The 20,513-nt window shown below is 63.7% G+C and carries 16 protein-coding genes; 14 read left to right on the top strand and 2 right to left on the bottom strand.

Annotation, left to right across the window (positions count from 1 at the left end; genetic code table 11):
- Window positions 1–135 precede the first annotated feature (135 nt).
- From AC0KVN_RS00220 to AC0KVN_RS00170, 11 genes are all read left to right on the top strand, one after another.
- Window positions 136–2,787 carry a TonB-dependent receptor gene (locus tag AC0KVN_RS00220; RefSeq protein ID WP_435567522.1) on the top strand — a complete coding sequence of 884 codons (2,652 nt, stop codon included), beginning with the start codon at window positions 136–138 and terminating at the stop codon, window positions 2,785–2,787.
- 7 nt (window positions 2,788–2,794) lie between these two features.
- Window positions 2,795–3,745 carry a 2-dehydro-3-deoxygalactonokinase gene (locus tag AC0KVN_RS00215; protein WP_483655204.1) on the top strand — a complete coding sequence of 317 codons (951 nt, stop codon included), beginning with the start codon at window positions 2,795–2,797 and terminating at the stop codon, window positions 3,743–3,745.
- Entirely contained in the window at window positions 3,742–4,977 is a 1,236-nt protein-coding gene (locus tag AC0KVN_RS00210) for an MFS transporter (protein ID WP_435567524.1), read from the top strand. The genes AC0KVN_RS00215 and AC0KVN_RS00210 overlap by 4 nt, the downstream gene beginning before the upstream one ends.
- Before the next feature lie 19 nt (window positions 4,978–4,996).
- A complete protein-coding gene (locus AC0KVN_RS00205) occupies window positions 4,997–6,418 on the top strand; it encodes a BNR-4 repeat-containing protein (protein WP_435567525.1) in 1,422 nt (473 codons plus the stop codon).
- Between the two features lie 12 nt (window positions 6,419–6,430).
- The gene (locus AC0KVN_RS00200) at window positions 6,431–7,387 is read left to right on the top strand and encodes an alpha/beta hydrolase (protein WP_435567526.1); all 957 of its coding nucleotides are present in this window, start codon (window positions 6,431–6,433) and stop codon (window positions 7,385–7,387) included.
- Between the two features lie 122 nt (window positions 7,388–7,509).
- Entirely contained in the window at window positions 7,510–9,729 is a 2,220-nt protein-coding gene (locus AC0KVN_RS00195) for a S9 family peptidase (RefSeq protein WP_483655203.1), read from the top strand.
- A gap of 157 nt (window positions 9,730–9,886) precedes the next feature.
- Window positions 9,887–10,912 carry an aspartate-semialdehyde dehydrogenase gene (locus tag AC0KVN_RS00190; protein WP_435567528.1) on the top strand — a complete coding sequence of 342 codons (1,026 nt, stop codon included), beginning with the start codon at window positions 9,887–9,889 and terminating at the stop codon, window positions 10,910–10,912.
- A gap of 8 nt (window positions 10,913–10,920) precedes the next feature.
- Entirely contained in the window at window positions 10,921–11,604 is a 684-nt protein-coding gene (locus AC0KVN_RS00185; RefSeq protein ID WP_435567529.1) for a DUF2238 domain-containing protein, read from the top strand.
- Window positions 11,601–12,362, top strand: coding sequence for an alpha/beta fold hydrolase (locus tag AC0KVN_RS00180; RefSeq protein WP_435567530.1), 762 nt, complete (start codon window positions 11,601–11,603; stop codon window positions 12,360–12,362). The genes AC0KVN_RS00185 and AC0KVN_RS00180 overlap by 4 nt, the downstream gene beginning before the upstream one ends.
- A gap of 58 nt (window positions 12,363–12,420) precedes the next feature.
- The gene (locus AC0KVN_RS00175; protein ID WP_483655202.1) at window positions 12,421–14,244 is read left to right on the top strand and encodes a M2 family metallopeptidase; all 1,824 of its coding nucleotides are present in this window, start codon (window positions 12,421–12,423) and stop codon (window positions 14,242–14,244) included.
- Between the two features lie 31 nt (window positions 14,245–14,275).
- Window positions 14,276–15,424: a GGDEF domain-containing protein gene (locus tag AC0KVN_RS00170; RefSeq protein WP_004207181.1), complete on the top strand. Its 1,149-nt coding sequence runs from the start codon at window positions 14,276–14,278 to the stop codon at window positions 15,422–15,424.
- Between the two features lie 36 nt (window positions 15,425–15,460).
- Here the strand turns inward: AC0KVN_RS00170 and AC0KVN_RS00165 are convergent, their stop codons facing one another.
- Window positions 15,461–16,915, bottom strand: a complete 1,455-nt coding sequence (locus AC0KVN_RS00165) for an AMP nucleosidase (protein WP_010338771.1) — start codon at window positions 16,913–16,915, stop codon at window positions 15,461–15,463.
- Window positions 16,916–17,008: 93 nt separating this feature from the next.
- A complete protein-coding gene (locus tag AC0KVN_RS00160) occupies window positions 17,009–17,491 on the bottom strand; it encodes a peroxiredoxin (RefSeq protein ID WP_010338770.1) in 483 nt (160 codons plus the stop codon).
- A gap of 144 nt (window positions 17,492–17,635) precedes the next feature.
- Here AC0KVN_RS00160 and AC0KVN_RS00155 point away from each other — a divergent pair, with 144 nt between their 5' ends.
- The 3 genes from AC0KVN_RS00155 to ahcY all read left to right on the top strand — a co-directional run bounded on the left by AC0KVN_RS00155 (window position 17,636) and on the right by ahcY (window position 20,510).
- Complete coding sequence (locus AC0KVN_RS00155) at window positions 17,636–18,196, top strand: YqgE/AlgH family protein (RefSeq protein WP_435567531.1); 561 nt, start codon at window positions 17,636–17,638, stop codon at window positions 18,194–18,196.
- Between the two features lie 185 nt (window positions 18,197–18,381).
- Window positions 18,382–18,972 (top strand): hypothetical protein, encoded by a 591-nt coding sequence (locus AC0KVN_RS00150; RefSeq protein ID WP_235654749.1) that lies wholly within the window; start codon window positions 18,382–18,384, stop codon window positions 18,970–18,972.
- A gap of 119 nt (window positions 18,973–19,091) precedes the next feature.
- Window positions 19,092–20,510, top strand: a complete 1,419-nt coding sequence (gene ahcY, locus AC0KVN_RS00145) for an adenosylhomocysteinase (RefSeq protein ID WP_004207176.1) — start codon at window positions 19,092–19,094, stop codon at window positions 20,508–20,510.
- Window positions 20,511–20,513: the final 3 nt, after the last annotated feature.

The raw sequence follows: 20,513 nt of genomic DNA, 5'->3' as shown, positions 1-20,513 counted from the left end.
GCCATATCGATTTTATTCCGCAAAATTGGCCAATTAGATCGATATAAAAGCAACAAATTTCAGATTTCGGGATTGACACGTCGCTAATTGTGCAACAATTTCTCTCTCAGAAGCACAATGCTCGCACAGGAGGGGATGAAGATGCGCAAGGTAGCAAAATGCGCGAGCCTGTTGGTACTGGCCACCACGGCTGCGTTTCCGACGATCGTAGCCGCCCAGGACACCGCAGAGCCGCAGCCCGCCCAGGCGGCGGACGGCGCGGTCGCCGATATCGTCGTCACCGGCATTCGCCAGAGCCTGAGCAAGGGCATCGAGACCAAGCGCCAGGCTGTCACCTTCGTTGACTCGATCGTGGCCGAGGATGTCGGCAAGCTGCCCGACCAGAATATCGCGGAATCGCTCCAGCGCGTGTCGGGCGTGCAGATCCGCCGCTCGCTGGGCGATGGCACCAGCGTGTCGATCCGCGGCCTGCGTCAGAACCGGACCGAGGTGAATGGCCGGTCGCTGGTCAGCCCCTTTGGTCGTGGTCCCGGTGTGCCGGCCGATGCCGATTTCAATCCGCTGTCGCTTTATCCCGCCGAACTGATCAGCCGCCTGGAAGTCACCAAGCTGCTGTCGGCCGACCAGATTGACGGGTCGCTGGGCGGCACGGTCAACATCATCACCCGCAAGCCGCTCGACGCGCCGAACACGATGGTCGCCGGCCGGATCGAGGGCAGCTATGCCGACATGCTCGACCGCAAGGGTGTCAGCGGTTCGCTGCTCTATTCGCGCAATTTCGATGACCGGTTCGGCGTGCTGGTGAATGTGACCGCGTCCGACCGGCCGATCCAGGAAGACAGCTTCAACAGCTTCGCCGGCTTCCTGCCGCTGACCGGCGCGTTCGACCCCAATGGCGATGGCGTGGCCGACAATGATCCCAATGGCGACGGCCTGGCCGGCACCTATATTGCCGACCTCCGCTATCAGCGGCTGCGCGAACGCCGCAAGCGACTGGGCGCCAATGTCGTACTGCAATGGCGGCCGACCGACGAACTGGAGCTGTCGCTGGACACCGTCTATGCCGCCGGCAAGGCCAAGCGTCGCCGCAACTGGTTCGCCGTCGCGCTGACCAGCAATGGCGCGGACTATGTCGACTACAGCTTCTCGCCCAATGAGGTGCTGGTCGCGGGCACGGTCCGCCGGCCGCTGCAGGGCAATGACGAGCGGCTGACGATCAAGGATGACTCGCTCTCCAGCGCGCTCAACCTGCGTTATGAGAAGGGGCCGTGGACGATCAAGGCGGAGGGCAGCTATTCGGACGCCCAGCTCAATTACAACCAGACCTATGTCCGCACCCAGACGCGGGCATCCTATCTGACCTCGTTCGATTTCACCGGTGGCGGCGTGCCGCAACTGACCCTGCCGTCGGGCGTCGACCTGCTCGATCCGTCGCTCTACAATTATTCCAACTTCTTCGATAACCGCTTTGAATCCAATGCGAAGGAATATGCCGGCCGGGTTGACCTGCGCTATGCGATCGAAAGCGGCGTGCTCGACTCCTTCGAGGTCGGCGGCCGTATCGCCAAGCTCAAGACCGCGCGCAATTCGCTGCTGTCACAGCTCACCTCCTCGGTCCGCCTGACCGATCGGGATGCGGCGCTCTATGAGGTCGGCAGCTTCCCCGATCTGCTCGGTGGCAAGGCGCCCTTCGCCCAATCCTATCTGGTCGGCAATCCGTTTGGCACCGGCGCGGACTTTGCCTGCGAGGCAATATTGGGCAGTTGCACACCGCGCGTGCTGGACCCCACCGCCTCCTACAAGCTCGATGAAGTCACCAAGGCGGGCTATGTGAAGCTCAATCTGAAGGGTGACCTGGGCAGCATTCCCTTCTCCGGCAATATCGGCCTGCGTTACACCCGCACCGATCGCGATGCGGTATCCGCGCTGCGCCGCGCCGACGGGACGTTCCAGCCGGTCACTGCCTCGCCCTCCTATGAGGACTGGTTGCCGAGCGCGGTGCTGAAATTCGACCTGACCGACAAGCTGGTGGCCCGTGTCGGTGCGGCCAAGGTCGTCGGCCTGCCGGACTCGCAGGATCTGAGCCCTGGCCTGCTGCTCAACCGCATCGTCTATACCGGGACCGGCGGCAATCCGAACCTCAAACCCTTCCGGGCGGATCAGTATGACGTGTCGCTGGAATGGTATTTCCGGCAGGGTTCGGCGCTGACGGTCGGCCTTTTCTACAAGGATATCGGCTCCTTCCTGACCACCCGCTCGACCTTCGAGGATGTGCCGGGCGAGACCCAGCAATTCCTGGTCACCCGCAAGGTCAATGGCGAGGGCGGCAAGCTCAAGGGCGCGGAAGTGATGCTGCAGTTGCCGTTCAACTTCCTGGATGGCTTTGCCAGTGGCTTCGGCATTCTGGCGAACTACAGCTATATCGACAGCAGCACGCCGTTCGTGAATGCCCGCACCGGCGCTACCCTGCCGCTGGAAGGGCTGTCCAAGCATAATGCCAATCTGGTCGGCTATTATGAAAAGGACGGGTTCGGCCTGCGCGTCGCCTATAATTATCGCTCGGGCTACCTCGACAGTGTGACGGCGGGCGGCGAAGGCTCCTTCTTCAAGCCCTATGAGACGATCGACGCATCGATCCGCTATGATTTTGGCGCCTTCGGTATCTATGCCGAGGCCGGCAACCTGACCAACGAGAAGCAGATTCGCTATACCGGCGCGCCCGAAGCGATCGCCCTCTATGCCGAGCAGGGCCGCCGCTTCGCCATCGGCGCCAACTTCAAGTTCTGAGGACGGGATGACTATGCTGATCGCGGGCGATTGGGGATCGAGCAACATGCGCCTTCACCTGTGCCGGGTGGAGGAGGGGCGGCTGATCCCGGTCGAGACGGTGCGTGGCGAGGGCGCCAAGGATGTGGCCGATCATGAAACCGCCTTCCGCGCGGCGGCAGGCGACTGGATCGATCGTCATGGTCCGATGCCGGTGCTGTTGTCGGGCATGATCGGGTCGACCATCGGTTGGCGTGAGGCAGCCTATCTGCCTTGCCCGGCCGGACCGGAGGCGATGGCCGGGGCTCTGCTGCGGTTCGAGGCGGCGGGATGCCCTATCGCGATCGTGCCGGGCCTGTCCTGCCGCAACATGTTCGGCCAGCCCGATGTGATGCGCGGCGAGGAAGTGCAATTGTTCGGCTGGCTGGCGGGCGTGGCGGACGATGATGCCGAACGGCTGATCTGCCTGTCGGGCACCCACGCCAAATGGGTGCGGACGCGGGGACGGACGGTGCTGGATTTCGTCACCTCTATGCAGGGGGAAATGCGCGAGTTGCTGCTTGCCTATGGCCTGCTCGGTCGGTCGCTGGCAAAACCCTATGATCCGGCCGCGCCGACCGACATCGCCGCCTTCGATGTCGGAGCCGGGCTGGTGGTCGATGATCCGACCTTGGCGATCGAGCATGGATTGTTCGCGCTGCGCAGTCGCATCCTGATGGGGGAACTGACCAGCGACGCCGCGCCATCCTTCCTGTCTGGATTGATGATCGGTGCGGAGGTCCGCGACGCGGTCGCCGCCCATCGCGCGCGCGGCATGGCGGTGGAGACGATCGTCCTGGTCGGCGCGGAACTGCTGGTCAATCTCTATTGCCGGGTCTGCGACCGGCTGGGGATCGCGACCGAGAAGGCGGCGGGCGACGGCACCGCGCTTGCCGGCCTGTCGGCGATCGCCACGCGCATAGAGGCCGCCGCCGCATGATCGAGGGGAAGGCCCGCAAGATCAGATGGGCGATCCTGGCGATGCTGTTCGCCTCGACCGTGATCAACTATCTCGACCGGCAGGCGCTTTCGATCCTGGCGACGACGGTGCAGCAAGACCTGCATATGGATGACATCGCCTATGCGCGCGTCGTCCAGGCTTTCCTGATTGCCTATACCTTCGCCTATCTGATGGCCGGCCGGGTGACCGACTGGCTGGGCACGCGCCTGTCTTTGGCGCTGTTCGTGGGCTGGTGGTCGCTGGCGAACCTGCTGACCGGCTTCGTCCGGTCGGCAGGGGAGCTAGGCGCAGCGCGTTTCGCGTTGGGGCTGGGAGAGGCCGGCAATTACACCGCCGGGCCCAAGGCGGTTTCGGAACATTTTCCGCCCAAGGAACGGGGTATAGCGCTCGGCATCTATACGGCCGGCGCGATGATCGGCGCGACGCTGGCGCCACCGCTGATCGCCGGCATCGCGCTGCATTTCGGCTGGCGCGCGGCGTTCATCGCCACCGGTGCGGCGGGGCTTGTCTGGCTGGTCGTCTGGCTGATCGTCTATCCGCGCAGCACGCCGGAAGCCAAGGATGAGCGGATCAGCGAGGGGGCGCTGTGGGGCCGCATCCTGCGCGACCGGTCGGTCTGGCTGCTCGCCGGTGCCCGCGCGGTCGCCGATCCGGTCTGGTATTTCTACCTCTTCTGGTTCCCCAAATATCTGACCGATATCTATGGCCTGACCCTGATCGCGGTCGCCTCCATGGCGTGGATCGTCTATCTCGCGGCCGACCTTGGCAGCATCGGCGGCGGCTTCTTCTCCAGCCGGTTGATCGCGCGCGGCGTGGCACCGGCAACCAGCCGCATCATCGTGATGGGGGCCGCCGCGCTGGTGGCGCCGCTGGGCGCGATCGCGGCCAGCCATCCGGCCCTGCCGGTCCTGTTCGCGCTCGCCTCGGCCGTGGCCTTCGCCCATCTGGTGTTCCAGATCAATATCAGCACGCTGATCGTCGATCTCTATCCCACCCGCATCGTCGCCACCGTGTTCGGCGTGGTGGCGGCGGGCAGCGGGCTTGGCGGTCTGCTCTCCACGCAATTGGTCGGCCAGCTTGTCGCGGGCGGCGCGTTCGAACGCAGCTTCCTGCTGATGGCGCTGCTCCACCCGATCGCCTTTCTGCTTGCCTTCCTGGCGCTGCGCAGCGCGCGCCGATCCAACCGGGAAGGCCAACTCGTCCACGCATAACAACAAGTGGGAGAGGAAGATGAAGCGTTTCTATGGACTGGCAGGGGGACTGGCCCTTGCCGGAACGGCGTCGGCCGCGCTGCTACTGAGCGATGCGACGACGACGGGCGACGGCACGGGATCGACCAGCGCCGTCGCCAACTGGGTCAGTCTGGGCAGCCCGCTCCAGGCGACGGCGGAGGAGCCGATGGCCGCCGCGCTCGCCGCCAGCATCACCGTCGAACGGGTGCCGCGCGACGCGGATTCCTCCAACCAGGCGGCCTGGTGGGTACCGATTGCGCTGGCCCCCGACGGCACGCTCTATGTCGCCTTCGACAGTCCGCCAGCCTCCGGCGCGGCCGGTAGCCATGAGGTCAAGATCGGCAAGCGCGACAGTAGTGGCACCTGGACCTTCGCCGTGCTGCGCAATCCCGATGGCACAGTGTGGACCGAGGCGGACGATATCGGCCACAAGCAGCCGACCATCGCGGTCGACGGCGCGGGCGTGCTGCATGTCTGGGCAGACATGCACAATCTGTCGGATGGCATGCGCTATTTCCGCGCCGATGCGCCCGGTGGCATGAGCTTCAGCCGCCAGACCGATATCCCCGCTACCGGCCTCTATACCTATCCGGTCGCCAAGCGGGCGCCCAATGGTGACGTCTATCTGATGATCCGCAGCTATGATGCGGCGACCTATGATGGCGAAGGCGAACTGTTCCGCTGGGCGATGTCTGGCAGCAGTGGCAGTTGGAGCCATGTCGGCACCTTTGCCGCCGCCAATGACGCGGTCGTCTATCCCGACGACATGACATTCGGCAGCGACGGCAGCGTTCATCTGCTGTGGGAATGGGCCAAGTCGCTGCCCCGGTCGCTGCGCCATTATGGCAGCTATCTGCGCTATTCGCCGACCGGCGGCGGCTGGAGCTATGCCGATGGCACGGCGGCGACACTGCCGGTGGGCCTCGCCAATGCCAAGCTCTTCTTCCTGCCGCTTCAGTCGGGCGAGGTCTTCACCACCAACCAGACGCTCAAGGGGCTGCAGAGCGCCAAGCTGGCGCTCGACGATTATAACCAGCCGACAATCGCCTATCGCTATCGCCCGACCGACGGCAGCGGGGACGCCAATTTCGACGTCTGGCGCGTGCGCTGGAGCGGCACCGGCTGGACCAGCCGGGAAAAAATCTACACGGCCAGCAACAATGTGCCCGCGGCGCTGGGCATATCGCGCACGGCGGCGCAGGTCCGCGTCTATTTCGCTACCACCGGCGAAGGGCTGCGCCAGGGGCTGAAGACATCGACGGCGTCGGGCTGGACGATTACCGACCTCGCGCCCGGCAAGGCGATAACCCGGCTTGCCACGGTGCCGCTCTCGGCCGACACCGATATCATTTATGGCGTCGCGCCGACCGATGTGAACAGCACCACCGGCAGCATCTATCTGACGCAGGTCACGAACTGAAAGGGAGACGGGATGATCGGCAGTCGACGCGAATTTCTGGCGGCGGTGGCAAGTTCACCGTTGTTCGGCCGCTTTTCCGCGGCCACCGACGAGCCGACGCAGATCATCCCGCTCTGGCCCGATGGCGTGCCGGGCGGCAAGATACCGGCCATCACCGAAGTGGTGGACGACCAGATCGACACGCTGGGCTATCGCTACCGCGTCGGCATCCATGTGACGCGGCCGACCCTGTCCTGGTTCGCGGCGGCCAAGCCGACGGGCGCGGCGGTGCTGATCATACCGGGCGGCGGCTATTCGCGGGTCGGCATCGATCGGGAAGGCTATGAATGCGCGCGCTGGATGGCCGACATGGGTATCCATGCCTTCGTCCTGCGCTATCGCCTGCCGGCCGACCGCTGGGCAGCGGGCGCCGATGTCGCGTTGCAGGATGCGCAGCGGGCGATGCGGCTGATCCGGGCCGGGCGCAGCGGCGGCTGGACCGTCGATCCGCAGCGGGTGCTGGTGCTGGGCGGATCGGCCGGCGGCCATCTGGCCGGAAGCCTGTGCATGCGGCCCAATGACCGCATCTATCCGATGGCGGAAAGTGCGGACCATCTGTCGGCCCGGCCGGACGGGGCGATCCTGCTCTATCCGGTGGTGACGATGGCCGGCGCCACCAATGGCGGGAGCCGAAGGTCGCTGATCGGCGACAATCCGACCGACGCCCAGATTACCGCCTATTCGCTGGACAAGATCGTGGCGTCGACCACGCCGCCGATGATCCTGTTCCATTCGGTCCATGACCGCACCGTACCGGTCGACCAGTCGCTGACACTGTTCGGCGCAGTGCGCGCGGCGCAGGGCGCGATCGACATGCATCTGTTCGACGAAGGCAGCCATGGCGTCGGCCTGCGCGGCGACCCGGCCCAGCCCTTTGCCGACTGGCCGGTGATCGCGCGCAAATGGCAAGTGCGGAATGGACTGGTCTGAGTGTCAGAGGCTCCCGTGGAAGGAGGACATATTCTTCCAACCGATTGATCTTTTCCGTCGCATCGCGCTAAGCCCGGCCGATACTGTGGCGCCCGATCGGGTGCTGCCCCGAAAGGATGAGCATGTCCCCATATCTGAAGGCCGGCGCTGCGTTGGGCGCCTTGCTGCTGTTTCCCGTCACAGCCGCGCAGGCGCAGCAAAAGCTGACGCTGGAGCGGGTGTTCGCAAGCCCCGACCTTGCCGGTCCGCAGCCGCGTGCTCTCAAGCTCTCGCCCGACGGCAAGCTGGTGACCCTGCTCAAGCCGCGCGCCGATGAGAAGGAGCGGCTCGACCTGTGGGCGATCGACACCGCAACCGGCGCCGAACGCATGCTGGTGGATTCGAAGAAGACCGGCAGCGGCGCGGAACTGAGCGAAGCGGAAAAGATGCAGCGCGAACGCGACCGCTCGGTCGCTGGCAGTACCGGCATCACCAGCTATGACTGGTCGCCCGATGGCAAGACCATCCTGGTTCCGGTCGACGGCGATCTCTATCTTGCCGCGCTCGATGGTAAGGTCACCCGCCTCACCGACACGCCGGATGGCGAACTCAACGGCGTGGTCAGCCCCAAGGGCGGTTTCCTGTCCTTCGTGCGTGGCGGCAATTTGTTCGTGCAGCCGATGACCGGCAGCGAGAAGCAACTGACCCAGGGCGCCAGCGATACGGTCAGCTGGGGCGTGTCGGAATTCGTCGCGCAGGAGGAAATGGATCGGCGCACCGGCTATTGGTGGTCACCGACCGACGCGATGATCGCGGTCGCGCGGGTTGATGAAAGCCCGGTCGGCATCGTCACCCGCACCGCGATTGGCGGGGAGGGCACCAAGGTCTATCAGCAGCGCTATCCCGCAGCCGGCACGCCCAATGCGATCGTCGACCTTTTCGTCATGAAGGCGGACGGTTCGGGCCAGGTGCAGGTCGATCTCGGCGCGGACAAGAACGTCTATCTCGCCCGTGTCGACTGGTCGAAGGATGGCAAGACCCTCTATGTCCAGCGCGAAAGCCGCAACCAGCAGCGGCTTGACCTGCTTGCGGTCGATCCGGCGACCGGCAAGGCGAAGATCGTCCTCACCGAAACGTCGAAAAGCTGGATCAACCTCAGCAATAATTTCACGCCGCTGAGCGATGGCAGTTTCCTGTGGTGGTCGGAAAAGACCGGCCATGGCCACCTCTATCATGTGCGGGGCGGCAAATGGACCGCGCTGACCAGCGGCGAATGGGAAGTACGCGATATCGTTGGCGTGGATGAGGGCAAGGGCCTGGTCTATTTCACCGGCAATCGCGACACGCCGCTGGAACAGCAGCTCTATGTCGCATCGCTGGCCAAGGCCGGCCCGCTCAAGGCGCTGACAGCCAAGGGCTGGTGGAACGACGCGGTGATGGATGGCGCGGCGAGCCGGATCGTCGTCACCCGCCAGAATGCCGATCAGCCCAAGCAGGTCTATCTGGCCGATAGCAGCGGCAAGCAGGTGCAGTGGATTTCGGAAAATGCGCTGAAGGGCGATCATCCCTATGCGCCCTATCTGGCGAGCCACGCCAGGACCGTTTTCGGCACCGTCAAGGCGGCCGATGGCAGCACCCTCTACACCAAGATGCTGACCCCGCCGATGCAGCCGGGCAAGCGCTATCCTGTCTTCATGATCCATTATGGCGGTCCGGGTGCCGGGCGCCAGGTGACCAATACTTGGAGCGGTGCGCTCAACCAGTATCTGGTCGACCGGGGCTGGATCGTCTTCTCGATCGACAATCGCGGCACGCCCGATCGCGGCAAGGCGTTCGAGGACCAGATCCATCGCGCCATGGGCACCGTCGAGGTCGACGATCAGCTGAAGGGCGTCGAATGGCTGAAGGCCCAGCCCTTCGTCGATCCCGAGCGGATCGCCACCTATGGCTGGTCCTATGGCGGCTATATGTCGCTCAAGCTGGCGGAAAAGGCGCCGGGTACGTTCGCCGCGATCGTCTCGGGCGCGCCGGTGACGAAGTGGGAGTTTTACGACACCCATTATACCGAACGCTATCTGGGCCAGCCGCAGGACAAGCCGAGCGCCTATCCGGGCTCCGATGCGGTCGATGATGCGGTGAAGATCAAGGATCCGCTGCTGCTGATCCACGGCATGTCGGACGACAATGTCGTGTTCGATAATTCGACTGCGTTGATGGCCAGGATGCAGGGCGCGGCCGTGCCGTTCGAACTGATGGTCTATCCGGGGCAGACACACCGCGTCGGCGGGCCGAAGATCGGTGTTCATCTGTGGACCACGATCGAGAATTTCCTGCGCGATCAGGGTGTCGATCCGGCCAAGTGAAGGCTGGGCTTAGAGAGTAACGGATGGGTGGCGTCGGCCGTGCTGACGCCACCTCCCACCCCGTGACTATCGCTGGCAATAGCCCTTCTTTCTGGACAAATCGCGCCACTGCGCTATGCGCCACCCCGCAATACTGCATGGAGTGGAGTGTTAAGTCATGGGTTATAAGGTCGTCGTCGTTGGTGCCACCGGTAATGTGGGCCGCGAGATGCTGACCATTCTCGCCGAACGCGAATTCCCGATTGACGAGATCGCGGCGGTTGCATCGCCCCGGTCGCAGGGCACCGAAATTGATTTCGGTGACACCGGCAAGACACTCAAATGCAAAAATATTGAACATTTCGATTTCACCGGCTGGGACATCGCCCTGTTCGCGGCCGGCTCCGGCCCGACCGCCCAATATGCGCCCAAGGCGGCGGCTGCCGGCTGCGTCGTGATCGACAATTCGTCGCTCTATCGCATGGACCCGGACGTGCCGCTGATCGTGCCCGAGGTGAACCCGGACGCGATCGATGGCTATGTGAAGAAGAACATCATCGCCAACCCCAACTGCTCGACCGCGCAGATGGTCGTGGCGCTGAAGCCCTTGCATGACGCCGCCAAGATCAAGCGCGTCGTCGTCGCCACCTACCAGTCGGTGTCGGGCGCGGGTAAGGAAGGCATGGACGAGCTGTTCGAGCAGTCGCGGAACATCTTCGTCGGCGATCCGGCCGAGCCGAAGAAGTTCACCAAGCAGATCGCCTTCAACGTGATCCCGCACATCGACGTCTTCCTGGACGATGGTTCGACCAAGGAAGAATGGAAGATGGTCGCGGAAACCAAGAAGATCCTTGATCCCAAGATCAAGCTGACCGCGACCTGCGTGCGCGTGCCGGTGTTCGTCGGTCATAGCGAAGCGATCAACATCGAGTTCGAGAATGAGATTTCGGCCAAGGAAGCGCAGGACATCCTGCGTGAGGCACCGGGCATCATGCTGGTCGATAAGCGCGAGGATGGCGGTTACATCACGCCGATCGAATGCGTCGGCGATTTCGCGACCTTCATCAGCCGCGTGCGTGAGGATTCGACCATCGAGAACGGCATCAACCTGTGGTGCGTCAGCGACAATCTGCGCAAGGGCGCAGCGCTGAACGCAGTGCAGATCGCCGAACTGCTGGGCCGTCGCCACCTCAAGAAGGGCTGAGCCCGAAGATGATCTCTGGCGCTGTCGCGACGTGGAAGTCCCTTCCCGCTGCGCAGCGCCGGATGATCACTATCTTGCTGGTGGCGATCGGGCTGGCCAATGTCGCGCAGCCCTTTCCCGATCTCGCGCCGCTGCAGCATGGGCCGACGTTGCTGCTGACGTTTGCCACGCCCTGGCTGCTGCGGCGCTGGCCGCTCTCGACCGGATCGGTCGGCTGCATCTGGCTGTTCCTGCTGCTCCACACCTTCGGCGCGCGCTGGATCTATTCCTATGTGCCCTATGACGACTGGGCGCGGATGCTCAGCGGTCATGATATTTCCAGCCTCCTGGGACTTCGCCGCAATGCCTATGACCGGCTCGTCCATTTCGCCTTTGGGGCATTGCTGACGGCGCCGGTGGCGGAGGTTGCGCGACGCAAGGGTGACCTGCGCCGTGGCTGGAGCCTGGCCTTCGCCTTTACCGCGATCGGCCTCGGCAGCGCGCTTTACGAGATATTCGAATGGCTGCTGACAGTGATCGCCGCCGGCGAGACCGCCGATTATTATAATGGCCAGCAGGGCGATGTCTGGGATCCGCAGAAGGACATGGCCGCCGCCCAGATCGGCAGCGCCCTTGCCCTGATCGCGCTCTTGCGCGGGCGCGGCGGAGATCCTATCGGCGAGGCCCCAAGCCCCGAAGGACCAGCACAATGACCGACCTGCAGATCGAACGCCATGATATCAAGGGCCTGGGCGGCCTGCCGATCGCGGTGCATGTCGTGGGACAGGGGCGCGATCTGGTGCTCATCCATGGCTATTTTTCCAACGCCTGGACCAACTGGATTCGTTACGGCCATGCCGCCAAGCTGGTGGAGGCGGGTTTCCGCCTGATCATGCCGGACCTGCGCGGTCATGGTGAAAGCGGCAAGCCGCACGATCCAGCCGCCTATCCGGCCGATGCGCTGACCGACGACAATCTCGCGCTGGTCGAGCAGATGGGGCTCACCGACTATGATCTGGGCGGTTATTCGCTGGGCGCGCGCACGACCGTGCGGATGCTGGCGCGCGGCGCGACCCCGCGCCGGGTGATCCTGGCCGGCATGGGCCTGCGGGGGCTTACGAAGACGCTCGACAAGGGTGGCTATTACAAGAAGGTGCTGACCAATCTCGGCACGTTCGAGCGCGGCACGTCGGAATGGATGACCGAGGTGTTCCTCAAGACCACCAAGGGCGACCCGGTGGCGATGCTGCATATCCTCAATACCTTCGTCGATACCGACGAGGCGATCATTGCCGGCTTCCAGCAGCCGACCGAGGTGATCTGCGGCGCCGACGATCAGGATAATGGCATTGCGCAGGAACTGGTCGATGCGCTGCCCAACGGCCGCTATGTCGAGATTCCGGGCAATCATATGAACGCCGTGACCCGCAAGGAGATGGGCCAGGCGATGGTCGATTTCCTGACCGCTTGACTGTCTCGTCCGCCTAATCCACCTTGGCCCCATAAGAAGACCTGAGGGGCCAAGTTCCATGAAAATCGCCATTTCGATCGCCGCGCTTGCGGCTGCCCTTGTTGCATCGCCGGTGCTGGCGCAGCAGGCGCCGGCCATGCAGCAGCCGACCGCGGCCGAAGCCGAAGCCTTCCTGACCAAGGCGGAGAAGGCGCTGTTCGATCAGTCGCTGATCAGCAGCCGGGCCGCCTGGATCAACGCAACCTACATCACCGACGATACCGACGCGCTCGCTTCCTATTTCGGCGCGATCGATACGACGATGCGGGTCGACTATGCGCTGGAGGCAGCCAAGTTCGCTACCGCGCCGGGCCTGACCGAAGAGACCAAGCGTCGCCTGACGCTGTTGCGCACCGCGCTGACCCTGCCTGCGCCGACCACGCCGGGCGCCTCGCAGGAACTGAATGACCTCGCGACCAAGCTCCAGTCCACCTATGGCAAGGGCAAGGGCACGCTGAACGGCCAGCCGATCAACGGCAGCGACATTGAAGAGAAGATGGGCACGGACCGCAATCCGGACGAACTCAAGGAAATGTGGGTCAGCTGGCACGATAATGTCGGCGCCCCGATGCGCGGCGACTATGCCAAGCTGGTGACGATCGCCAACCAGGGGGCCAAGGAACTGGGCTTTGCCGACACCGGCGCGATGTGGCGGTCGAAATATGACATGCCGGCCGATGACTTCGCCAAGCTGACCGACAAGATCTGGGCCGAAGTAAAACCGCTCTACGATGACCTGCACTGCTACACGCGTACCAAGCTCAACGAGAAATATGGCGATGCGGTTCAGTCCAAGACCGGGCCGATCCGCGCGGACCTGCTCGGCAATATGTGGGCACAGGAATGGGGCAATATCTATGACATCGTCGCGCCCGCCGGTGCCGGTGACCTGGGCTATGACATCACCGACCTGCTGACGGCCAAGAATTACGATCCCATCAAGATGGTGAAGACGGGGGAGGGCTTCTACAGCTCGCTCGGCTTCGCGCCGCTGCCCCAGACTTTCTGGGATCGCTCACAGATTACCAAGCCGCGCGACCGCGAAGTGATCTGCCACGCTTCCGCCTGGGATCTGGATAACAAGGACGATATCCGGATCAAGATGTGTACCAAGGTGAATGGCGACGATTTCGTCACCATCCATCATGAGCTGGGCCATAATTATTATCAGCGTGCCTATAATATCCAGAAGCCGCTCTATCTCGACGGCGCCAATGACGGCTTCCACGAGGCGATTGGCGATTTCATCGCGCTGTCGATCACGCCCGACTATCTGGTGAAGATCGGCCTGCTCGATCCTGCCAAGGTGCCGGGCACCGACAAGGATCTGGGTTTGCTGCTGCGCCAGGCGATGGACAAGGTCGCCTTCCTGCCGTTCGGCCTGCTGATCGACAAATGGCGCTGGGGCGTGTTCGACGGGTCGATCCCGGAGGCCAAATATGAGTCGGCCTGGACCGACCTGCGCCGCCAGTATCAGGGCATCGTCCCGCCGGTGTCCCGTGACGAGACGAAGTTCGATGCCGGCGCGAAATTCCATATCCCCGGCAATACGCCCTATACCCGCTACTTCCTGGCGCGCGTGCTGCAGTTCCAATTCTATGAGGCAGCATGCCGCCAGTCCGGCTGGAAGGGGCCACTCCATCGCTGCTCCTTCTATGGAAACAAGGCGGTAGGCGAGAAACTTGACGCGATGTTGAAGATGGGCGCATCCAAGCCCTGGCCCGATGCGCTGCAGGCCTTCACCGGTAGCCGCGAGATGTCGGGCAAGGCGCTGGTCAATTATTTCGCGCCGCTTCAGACATGGTTGAAGACGCAGAATAAGGGCAAGTCCTGCGGCTGGTAAGTCGCCGTAAAAATTGGTAAATGGCCGGCGCATGAGCGCGCCGGCCGTTATTCTTTCCCTGCTTTTCGGTACTGCCCTGGTGATGACCATCGCCATGGGTGTTTCATGGCTGCATTTCGGCCGCCAGCGGCATGTGCTGACCTGGACCGCATCCTATGCGGTCGCCATCCTCCAATGGATCGCCAATGCCGGCGGCTATTTCCTGCACAGCCGCTGGCTGTTCATCCTGACTGGCATCGGCCTCATTGTCAGCGCGTCGCTACTGGCGATCGGCATCCGTCAGCGGTCGGGCCGCCCCTTGCAATTGCTTGCCTTTGCCGTCCCGGCTGTCCTGGTGAGCCTGGCGATGGCGATTGCGATCGGGCCGGTGGGCAGTCAGATCATGCAGGGGATGATCATTCCCGCCTATGTCGGTCTGCTCATGGCGGTCAGTGCGCTGTCGCTCTGGCCGCGCAATCGGTCCTTCACGCCGCCCGAGCTGGCCTTCTTTGCCGCGCTGCTCGCCTTTGCCCTGGGCCAGCTGGCGCTGGCCACATCGGCAGCCCTGATCCGCGGCCCGGAGGAGGGCAAGGAACTCTATCGCGCGATCCTGGGGCTGTTCATGCCGACCGTCTATGTCGGCACGGCGGTCACGGCGGTGCTGGTGGTGGCGGGCGACCTGGCCCAGCAGCTTCGGCAGCAGATGATGCATGATCCGCTGACCAATATCCTCAATCGTCGCGGCATCGAGGAAGCAGCCGAACGGGCGATCGCCAACGCCCGGCGGCAGGGGCGACCGGTTGCGCTGGTCATTTGCGATCTGGATGGCTTCAAGGGACTGAATGACGGCTATGGTCATATGGCGGGCGATGCTGCGCTGCGCGGCTTCGCCCATCTGCTGACCAACGCGGTACGGCGCGGCGATGTGGTTGGCCGCCTGGGCGGCGACGAGTTCGGTTTGCTGATGGTCGACACCGGCGCGGAAGTCGCGGCCGATGCGATGGAGCGCGTGCGGGCGGAAATCAGCTGCCTGCGCCTTGGCGAGGCGCCTCAGGCGCTGTTGCGGGCGAGCTTTGGCGTTACCGATTTGCGGCCGGATGATCGGGAACTGGACGATCTGGTCGCGCGGGCCGATGCGGCGCTCTATGCGGCGAAGCGCGAGGGCAAGAACCGGGTCACGGTATCCCGCGCCGCCGCCTGATCCGTCGGATCGGGCGACAGCACGGACATTCCGGCCTTACCGGAAGGGGGGCTCGTTGAAGGCGCGCAGCTTGCGACTGTGCAGCTTTGGCCCTTCCTGGCGCAACAGTTCGCAGGCCATCAGGCCGACACGCAGATGGCCGGCAATGGCTTCCTCATAGAAGCGGTTGGCCTGGCCGGGCAGCTTCAGTTCGCCATGGATCGGCTTGTCCGATACGCAGAGCAAGGTGCCATAGGGGACGCGGAAGCGATAACCCTGCGCCGCGATCGTGGCGGATTCCATGTCGATGCCGACCGCGCGCGACAGGCTGAAGCGCAGGGCGGAACTGGAATAGCGCAATTCCCAGTTGCGATCGTCGGTGGTGACGACCGTGCCGGTGCGCAGGCGGCGCTTGAAATCCTCCGGATTGCCGCCGCCCAATATCGCTTCGGCGGCACTTGCCATCGCGACCTGTACTTCGGCGATCGCCGGCACCGGGATTTCCGGCGGCAGCATCTCGTCGAGGACATGGTCGTCGCGCAGATAGGCGTGGGCCAGCACATAGTCGCCGATCCGCTGGCTGGGGCGCAGGCCGCCGCAATGGCCGATCATCAGCCAGGCTTCGGGGCGGACAACGGCCAGGTGGTCGCAGATGGTCTTGGCGTTGGACGGGCCGACACCGATATTGACAAGGGTGATGCCGCTGCGATCGGGCGCGATTAGATGATAGGCCGGCATCTGATGCTTGCGCCAGGCGCTGTCGGCGATCATCTGCGCGGGATCGGCGGTTTCGGGCGTAACGAAGACGCCGCCGGCACCCGATAGCGCGGTGAAGCGGCTGTCGGGGCGCTGCAGTTCCTTGCACGCCCAGTCCACGAATTCGTCGACATAACGATGATAGTTGGTGAACAGGATATAGCGCTGCACATGCTCGGCCGGGGTGCCGGTATAGTGCTTCAGGCGCGCCAGCGAGAAATCGGTGCGTAGCCCGTCGAACAGGGCGAGCGGACGGTCGCCTTCGGCATCCGGCGTGAACAGGCCGTCGGCGATCTCGTCGCCGATCTCGGCCAGTTCCGTTGCCGGGAAATGGCGCGCCAACTCGGTCGGCGGTGTGCCGTCGAGCGCATTGATGTCGAGCCCGTCGAGAACATAGGGGAAGGGGATCTGCTGATCCGACAGGCCGGTTTCGACCTCCACACCATAGTCGCGGACCAGAAGGTCGATCTGTTCGGCGAGATAATCGGCGAACATGGCGGGCCGGGTGACCGTGGTCACATAGCGGCCGGGCTTCGACAGGCGCGCGAAGGAGCGGCCCGGCGGCGGCGCCTGGCTGTCATCCTGATAGGTGACCCGCAGTTCCGGGTAGCAGAAGCGCCGGTCGGCCCGCGCCTCGGGCGGCGGGATGCTGCCGTCGCGGGCATAGGCGCGCATCGCCTCCCGCAGATTTTCGATGGATGTCTGATAGATGGCGTCGAGTTGCGCGACGATCGCTGTGCCGATGCTCTGTGTCATCACCTCTTGCTACCGCACTTGTGTGACGGAAGGAAGATGCCAGCGAAACAATCCCGCGCCCGACCGATCCGGCCGGGCGCGCGACCGGAAAATTCAGAGCTGTTCGAGCATGAAGTCAGCCGAGGAGACCTTGAAGTCGCCCGGTGCTTCGACGTTCAGTTCCTCGACGACACCGTCCTTGACGATCATCGAGAAGCGCTGGCCGCGCTCGCCAAGGCCGAACTTGCTGCCATCCATGGTCAGGCCCACGGCCTGCGCGAAGCTGCCATTGCCGTCTGCCAGCATCGTCACCTTGTCATCGGCGCCGGCCGACTTGCCCCATGCGCCCATGACGAAGGCGTCGTTGACGGCGGTGCAGGCGATCTCGTCGACGCCCTTGCCCTTGAGGGCGTCGGCCTTTTCGATGAAGCCGGGCAGGTGCTTGGCCGAGCAGGTCGGCGTGAAGGCGCCGGGCACCGAGAAGAGGGCGACGGTGCGGCCCGCGAAATAGTCATCCGAAACAACCTGTTCGGGGCCGTTTTCGGTCATCTTGGTGAAGGTCGTGCTGGGAAGGCGGTCACCCTTGACGATGGTCATATCTTGTCTCCTGGCCTGTGGCGTCGCGGAGTTCGTTGCTCGCGCCTTCGCTGTCAAGGGTGCGGGCGCGGAATATGGCACGATGCCCCTTTGTCGCGACAGTCGCCGATTGGCATTGGCGCGTTTCTGCCTATATTCCGCAGCATGACCGATCCGCGCTTCTATGGCGGCCGCTTCCTACTGGCATTGCCGGGCATGGAAGATGAGCGCTTCGACCATTCCGTGATTGCGCTGTGCGTGCATGACGAGGATGGGGCGCTGGGCATTTCCCTGAACGAGGAGGTTGAGGGGGTCGGCTTGCGCGATCTGCTCCAGAGTTTCGATATCGACGCTTCGGCCATTCCTGACCAGCCCGTCCTAAAGGGCGGGCCAGTGGAGCCGCGGCGCGGCTTCGTGCTGCATTCGCTCGATTGGGCGGGGCAGGACATGGTGCACTCCGGGCCGGACTGGGGCCTTTCCGGCTCGCTCGACATATTGAAGGCCATTGCCGAAGGACGCGGCCCGAGCCGCTATCTTGTCGCGCTGGGCTATGCGGGCTGGGGCGCAGGCCAGCTGGAACGGGAAATGGCCGGCGAAAGCTGGTTCCTGGCCGAGGGCGATGCGGCGCTACTGTTCGACACGCCTGCGCACCGCAAATGGCGCGCCGCCTATGCCGCTGCGGGGGTCGATTCGGCCCATCTGGTGAGCGGCGGCGGGTCGGCCTGACTTTTTGATCCGTTGCGCTGTCGATTTCCGGCCGTTTCAGGGACAGAACAACAACAGCCATTGGCCGCTTGTTCTGGCATCGTAACTGAACCGTTTAGGGTAAATTCGCCTTAACCATAGCGCGATAGATTGCAGCAATCGGTTCCGCCCATTCTCCGTCTCTGGGGAATATGCGGGGTTATTTCATGAAGAAGATTATCTGTGCGGCGCTTGCCGCAGCGATGCCGCTCGCGCCGGCGTCGGCGGCGACCTGCTGGAAGAAGGATCATGTCGAGGCGGCACAGGTCCGCAATTTCGAGATGATGCTGATGGTGTCGGCGCTTCGCTGCAACACCAGCGCCTATGATTTCCTGCCGGCCTATAACCAGTTCGTGCGTGAAAAGCGGACGGCCCTGGTCGAGGTGAATGACGCGCTGCGCAGCCACTTTGCGGACGTTGCGGGGCTGGAAGGCGGCCTCGATGCCTATGATGATTATGTCATAATGTTGGCGAACAGCTATGGCGCGGGTGCCGGCGGGCTGGAATGCCGGGATCTTCAGGCGATCCAGGCGGCGGCCAATGCGGTCCCGGCCAATCGGGCTGCGATCTGGAAATTGTCGGAATCTGCCGGCATCGCGCCGCGGATCGATGCGCCCCAGTGCGACATGGCGATCGCCCTCGCCAATGATCTGCTGGCCGACGAAGGCGTGAGTGGCGGCTCGACGGGTCGATCCATCGCCATGGCCGAAGGGGCAGCGCGCCTGCCGTCCGCACAGGTTCGGGGTCCGGCCAATTAACACATAAAGAAAACTTTATATTGAGTTGCCATGCTTGGCGGCGATTGGTAAAGCCCGACCATCGCCGGCGCCTTCCTTATGCCGGCGGCCGGTCAATTTCTAATGATGGAGACAGGCTCGTGGCCACCGTACCCGCTGACAAGGCGCAGGATTATGTGATCGCCGATATCGGCCTTGCCGCCTTTGGTCGCAAGGAAATCGAGATCGCCGAAACCGAAATGCCCGGCCTGATGGCTCTGCGCGCCGAATTCGGTGCGTCGCAGCCGCTCAAGGGCGCGCGCATCACCGGCTCGCTGCACATGACGATCCAGACCGCCGTGCTGATCGAGACGCTGACCGCGCTGGGCGCGCAGGTCCGCTGGGCGACCTGCAACATCTATTCGACGCAGGACCATGCCGCCGCCGCGATCGCCGCGTCGGGCGTGCCGGTCTTCGCCGTCAAGGGTGAAAGCCTTCAGGAATATTGGGACTATGTCGAGCGCATCTTCGACTGGCACAATGACGACAGCGGTGTCTGTAACCTGATCCTCGACGATGGCGGCGACGCCACCATGTTCGCCCTGTGGGGCGCCCGCGTCGAAGCTGGCGAAGAACTGTTCACGCCGTCGAACGAGGAAGAGGAAATCTTCTGCGCCGTGCTGAAGCGCGTGCTGGCCGAGCGTCCCGGCTTCCTGACCAAGACCGTCCAGTCGATCAAGGGCGTGTCGGAAGAAACCACCACCGGCGTTCACCGCCTGTATGAACTGTCGAAGAAGGGCAAGCTGCCCTTCCCGGCGATCAACGTCAACGACAGCGTCACCAAGTCGAAGTTCGACAACCTTTATGGCTGCAAGGAATCGCTGGTCGACGCCATCCGTCGCGGCACCGACGTCATGCTGGCCGGCAAGGTCGCCTGCGTTGCCGGTTTCGGTGACGTCGGCAAGGGTTCGGCCGCATCGCTGCGCAACGGCGGTGCCCGCGTTCTCGTGACCGAAATCGATCCGATCTGCGCCCTGCAGGCCGCGATGGAAGGCTATGAAGTCGTGACGATGGAAGAAGCCGCGCCGCGCGCCGACATCTTCGTCACCGCCACCGGCAACGAAGGCGTTCTGACCGTCGATCACATGCGCGCCATGAAGAATATGGCGATCGTGTCGAACATCGGCCATTTCGACAGCGAGATCGAAATCGCCGGCCTCGCCAACATGAAGTGGACCGAGATCAAGCCGCAGGTCGACGAAGTCGAATTCCCCGATGGCAAGAAGATCATCGTCCTGTCGAAGGGCCGCCTGGTCAACCTGGGCAACGCCACCGGCCATCCCAGCTTCGTGATGTCGGCCAGCTTCACCAACCAGACGCTGGCGCAGATCGAGCTGTGGACCAAGAGCGAAACCTACGGCAACGACGTCTATGTCCTGCCCAAGCATCTGGACGAGAAGGTCGCCGCGCTGCACCTGGAAAAGCTGGGCGTGAAGCTGACCCAGCTCAGCCAGCGTCAGGCCGACTATATCGGCGTGCCGGTCGAAGGCCCGTTCAAGCCGGACCACTACCGCTACTAAAAA

The sequence above is a fragment of the Sphingobium sp. SG1 genome, from assembly GCF_057063145.1.
The sequence above is the reverse complement of the archived record's forward strand: the minus strand, read 5'-3'. Positions and strand labels throughout refer to the sequence as shown.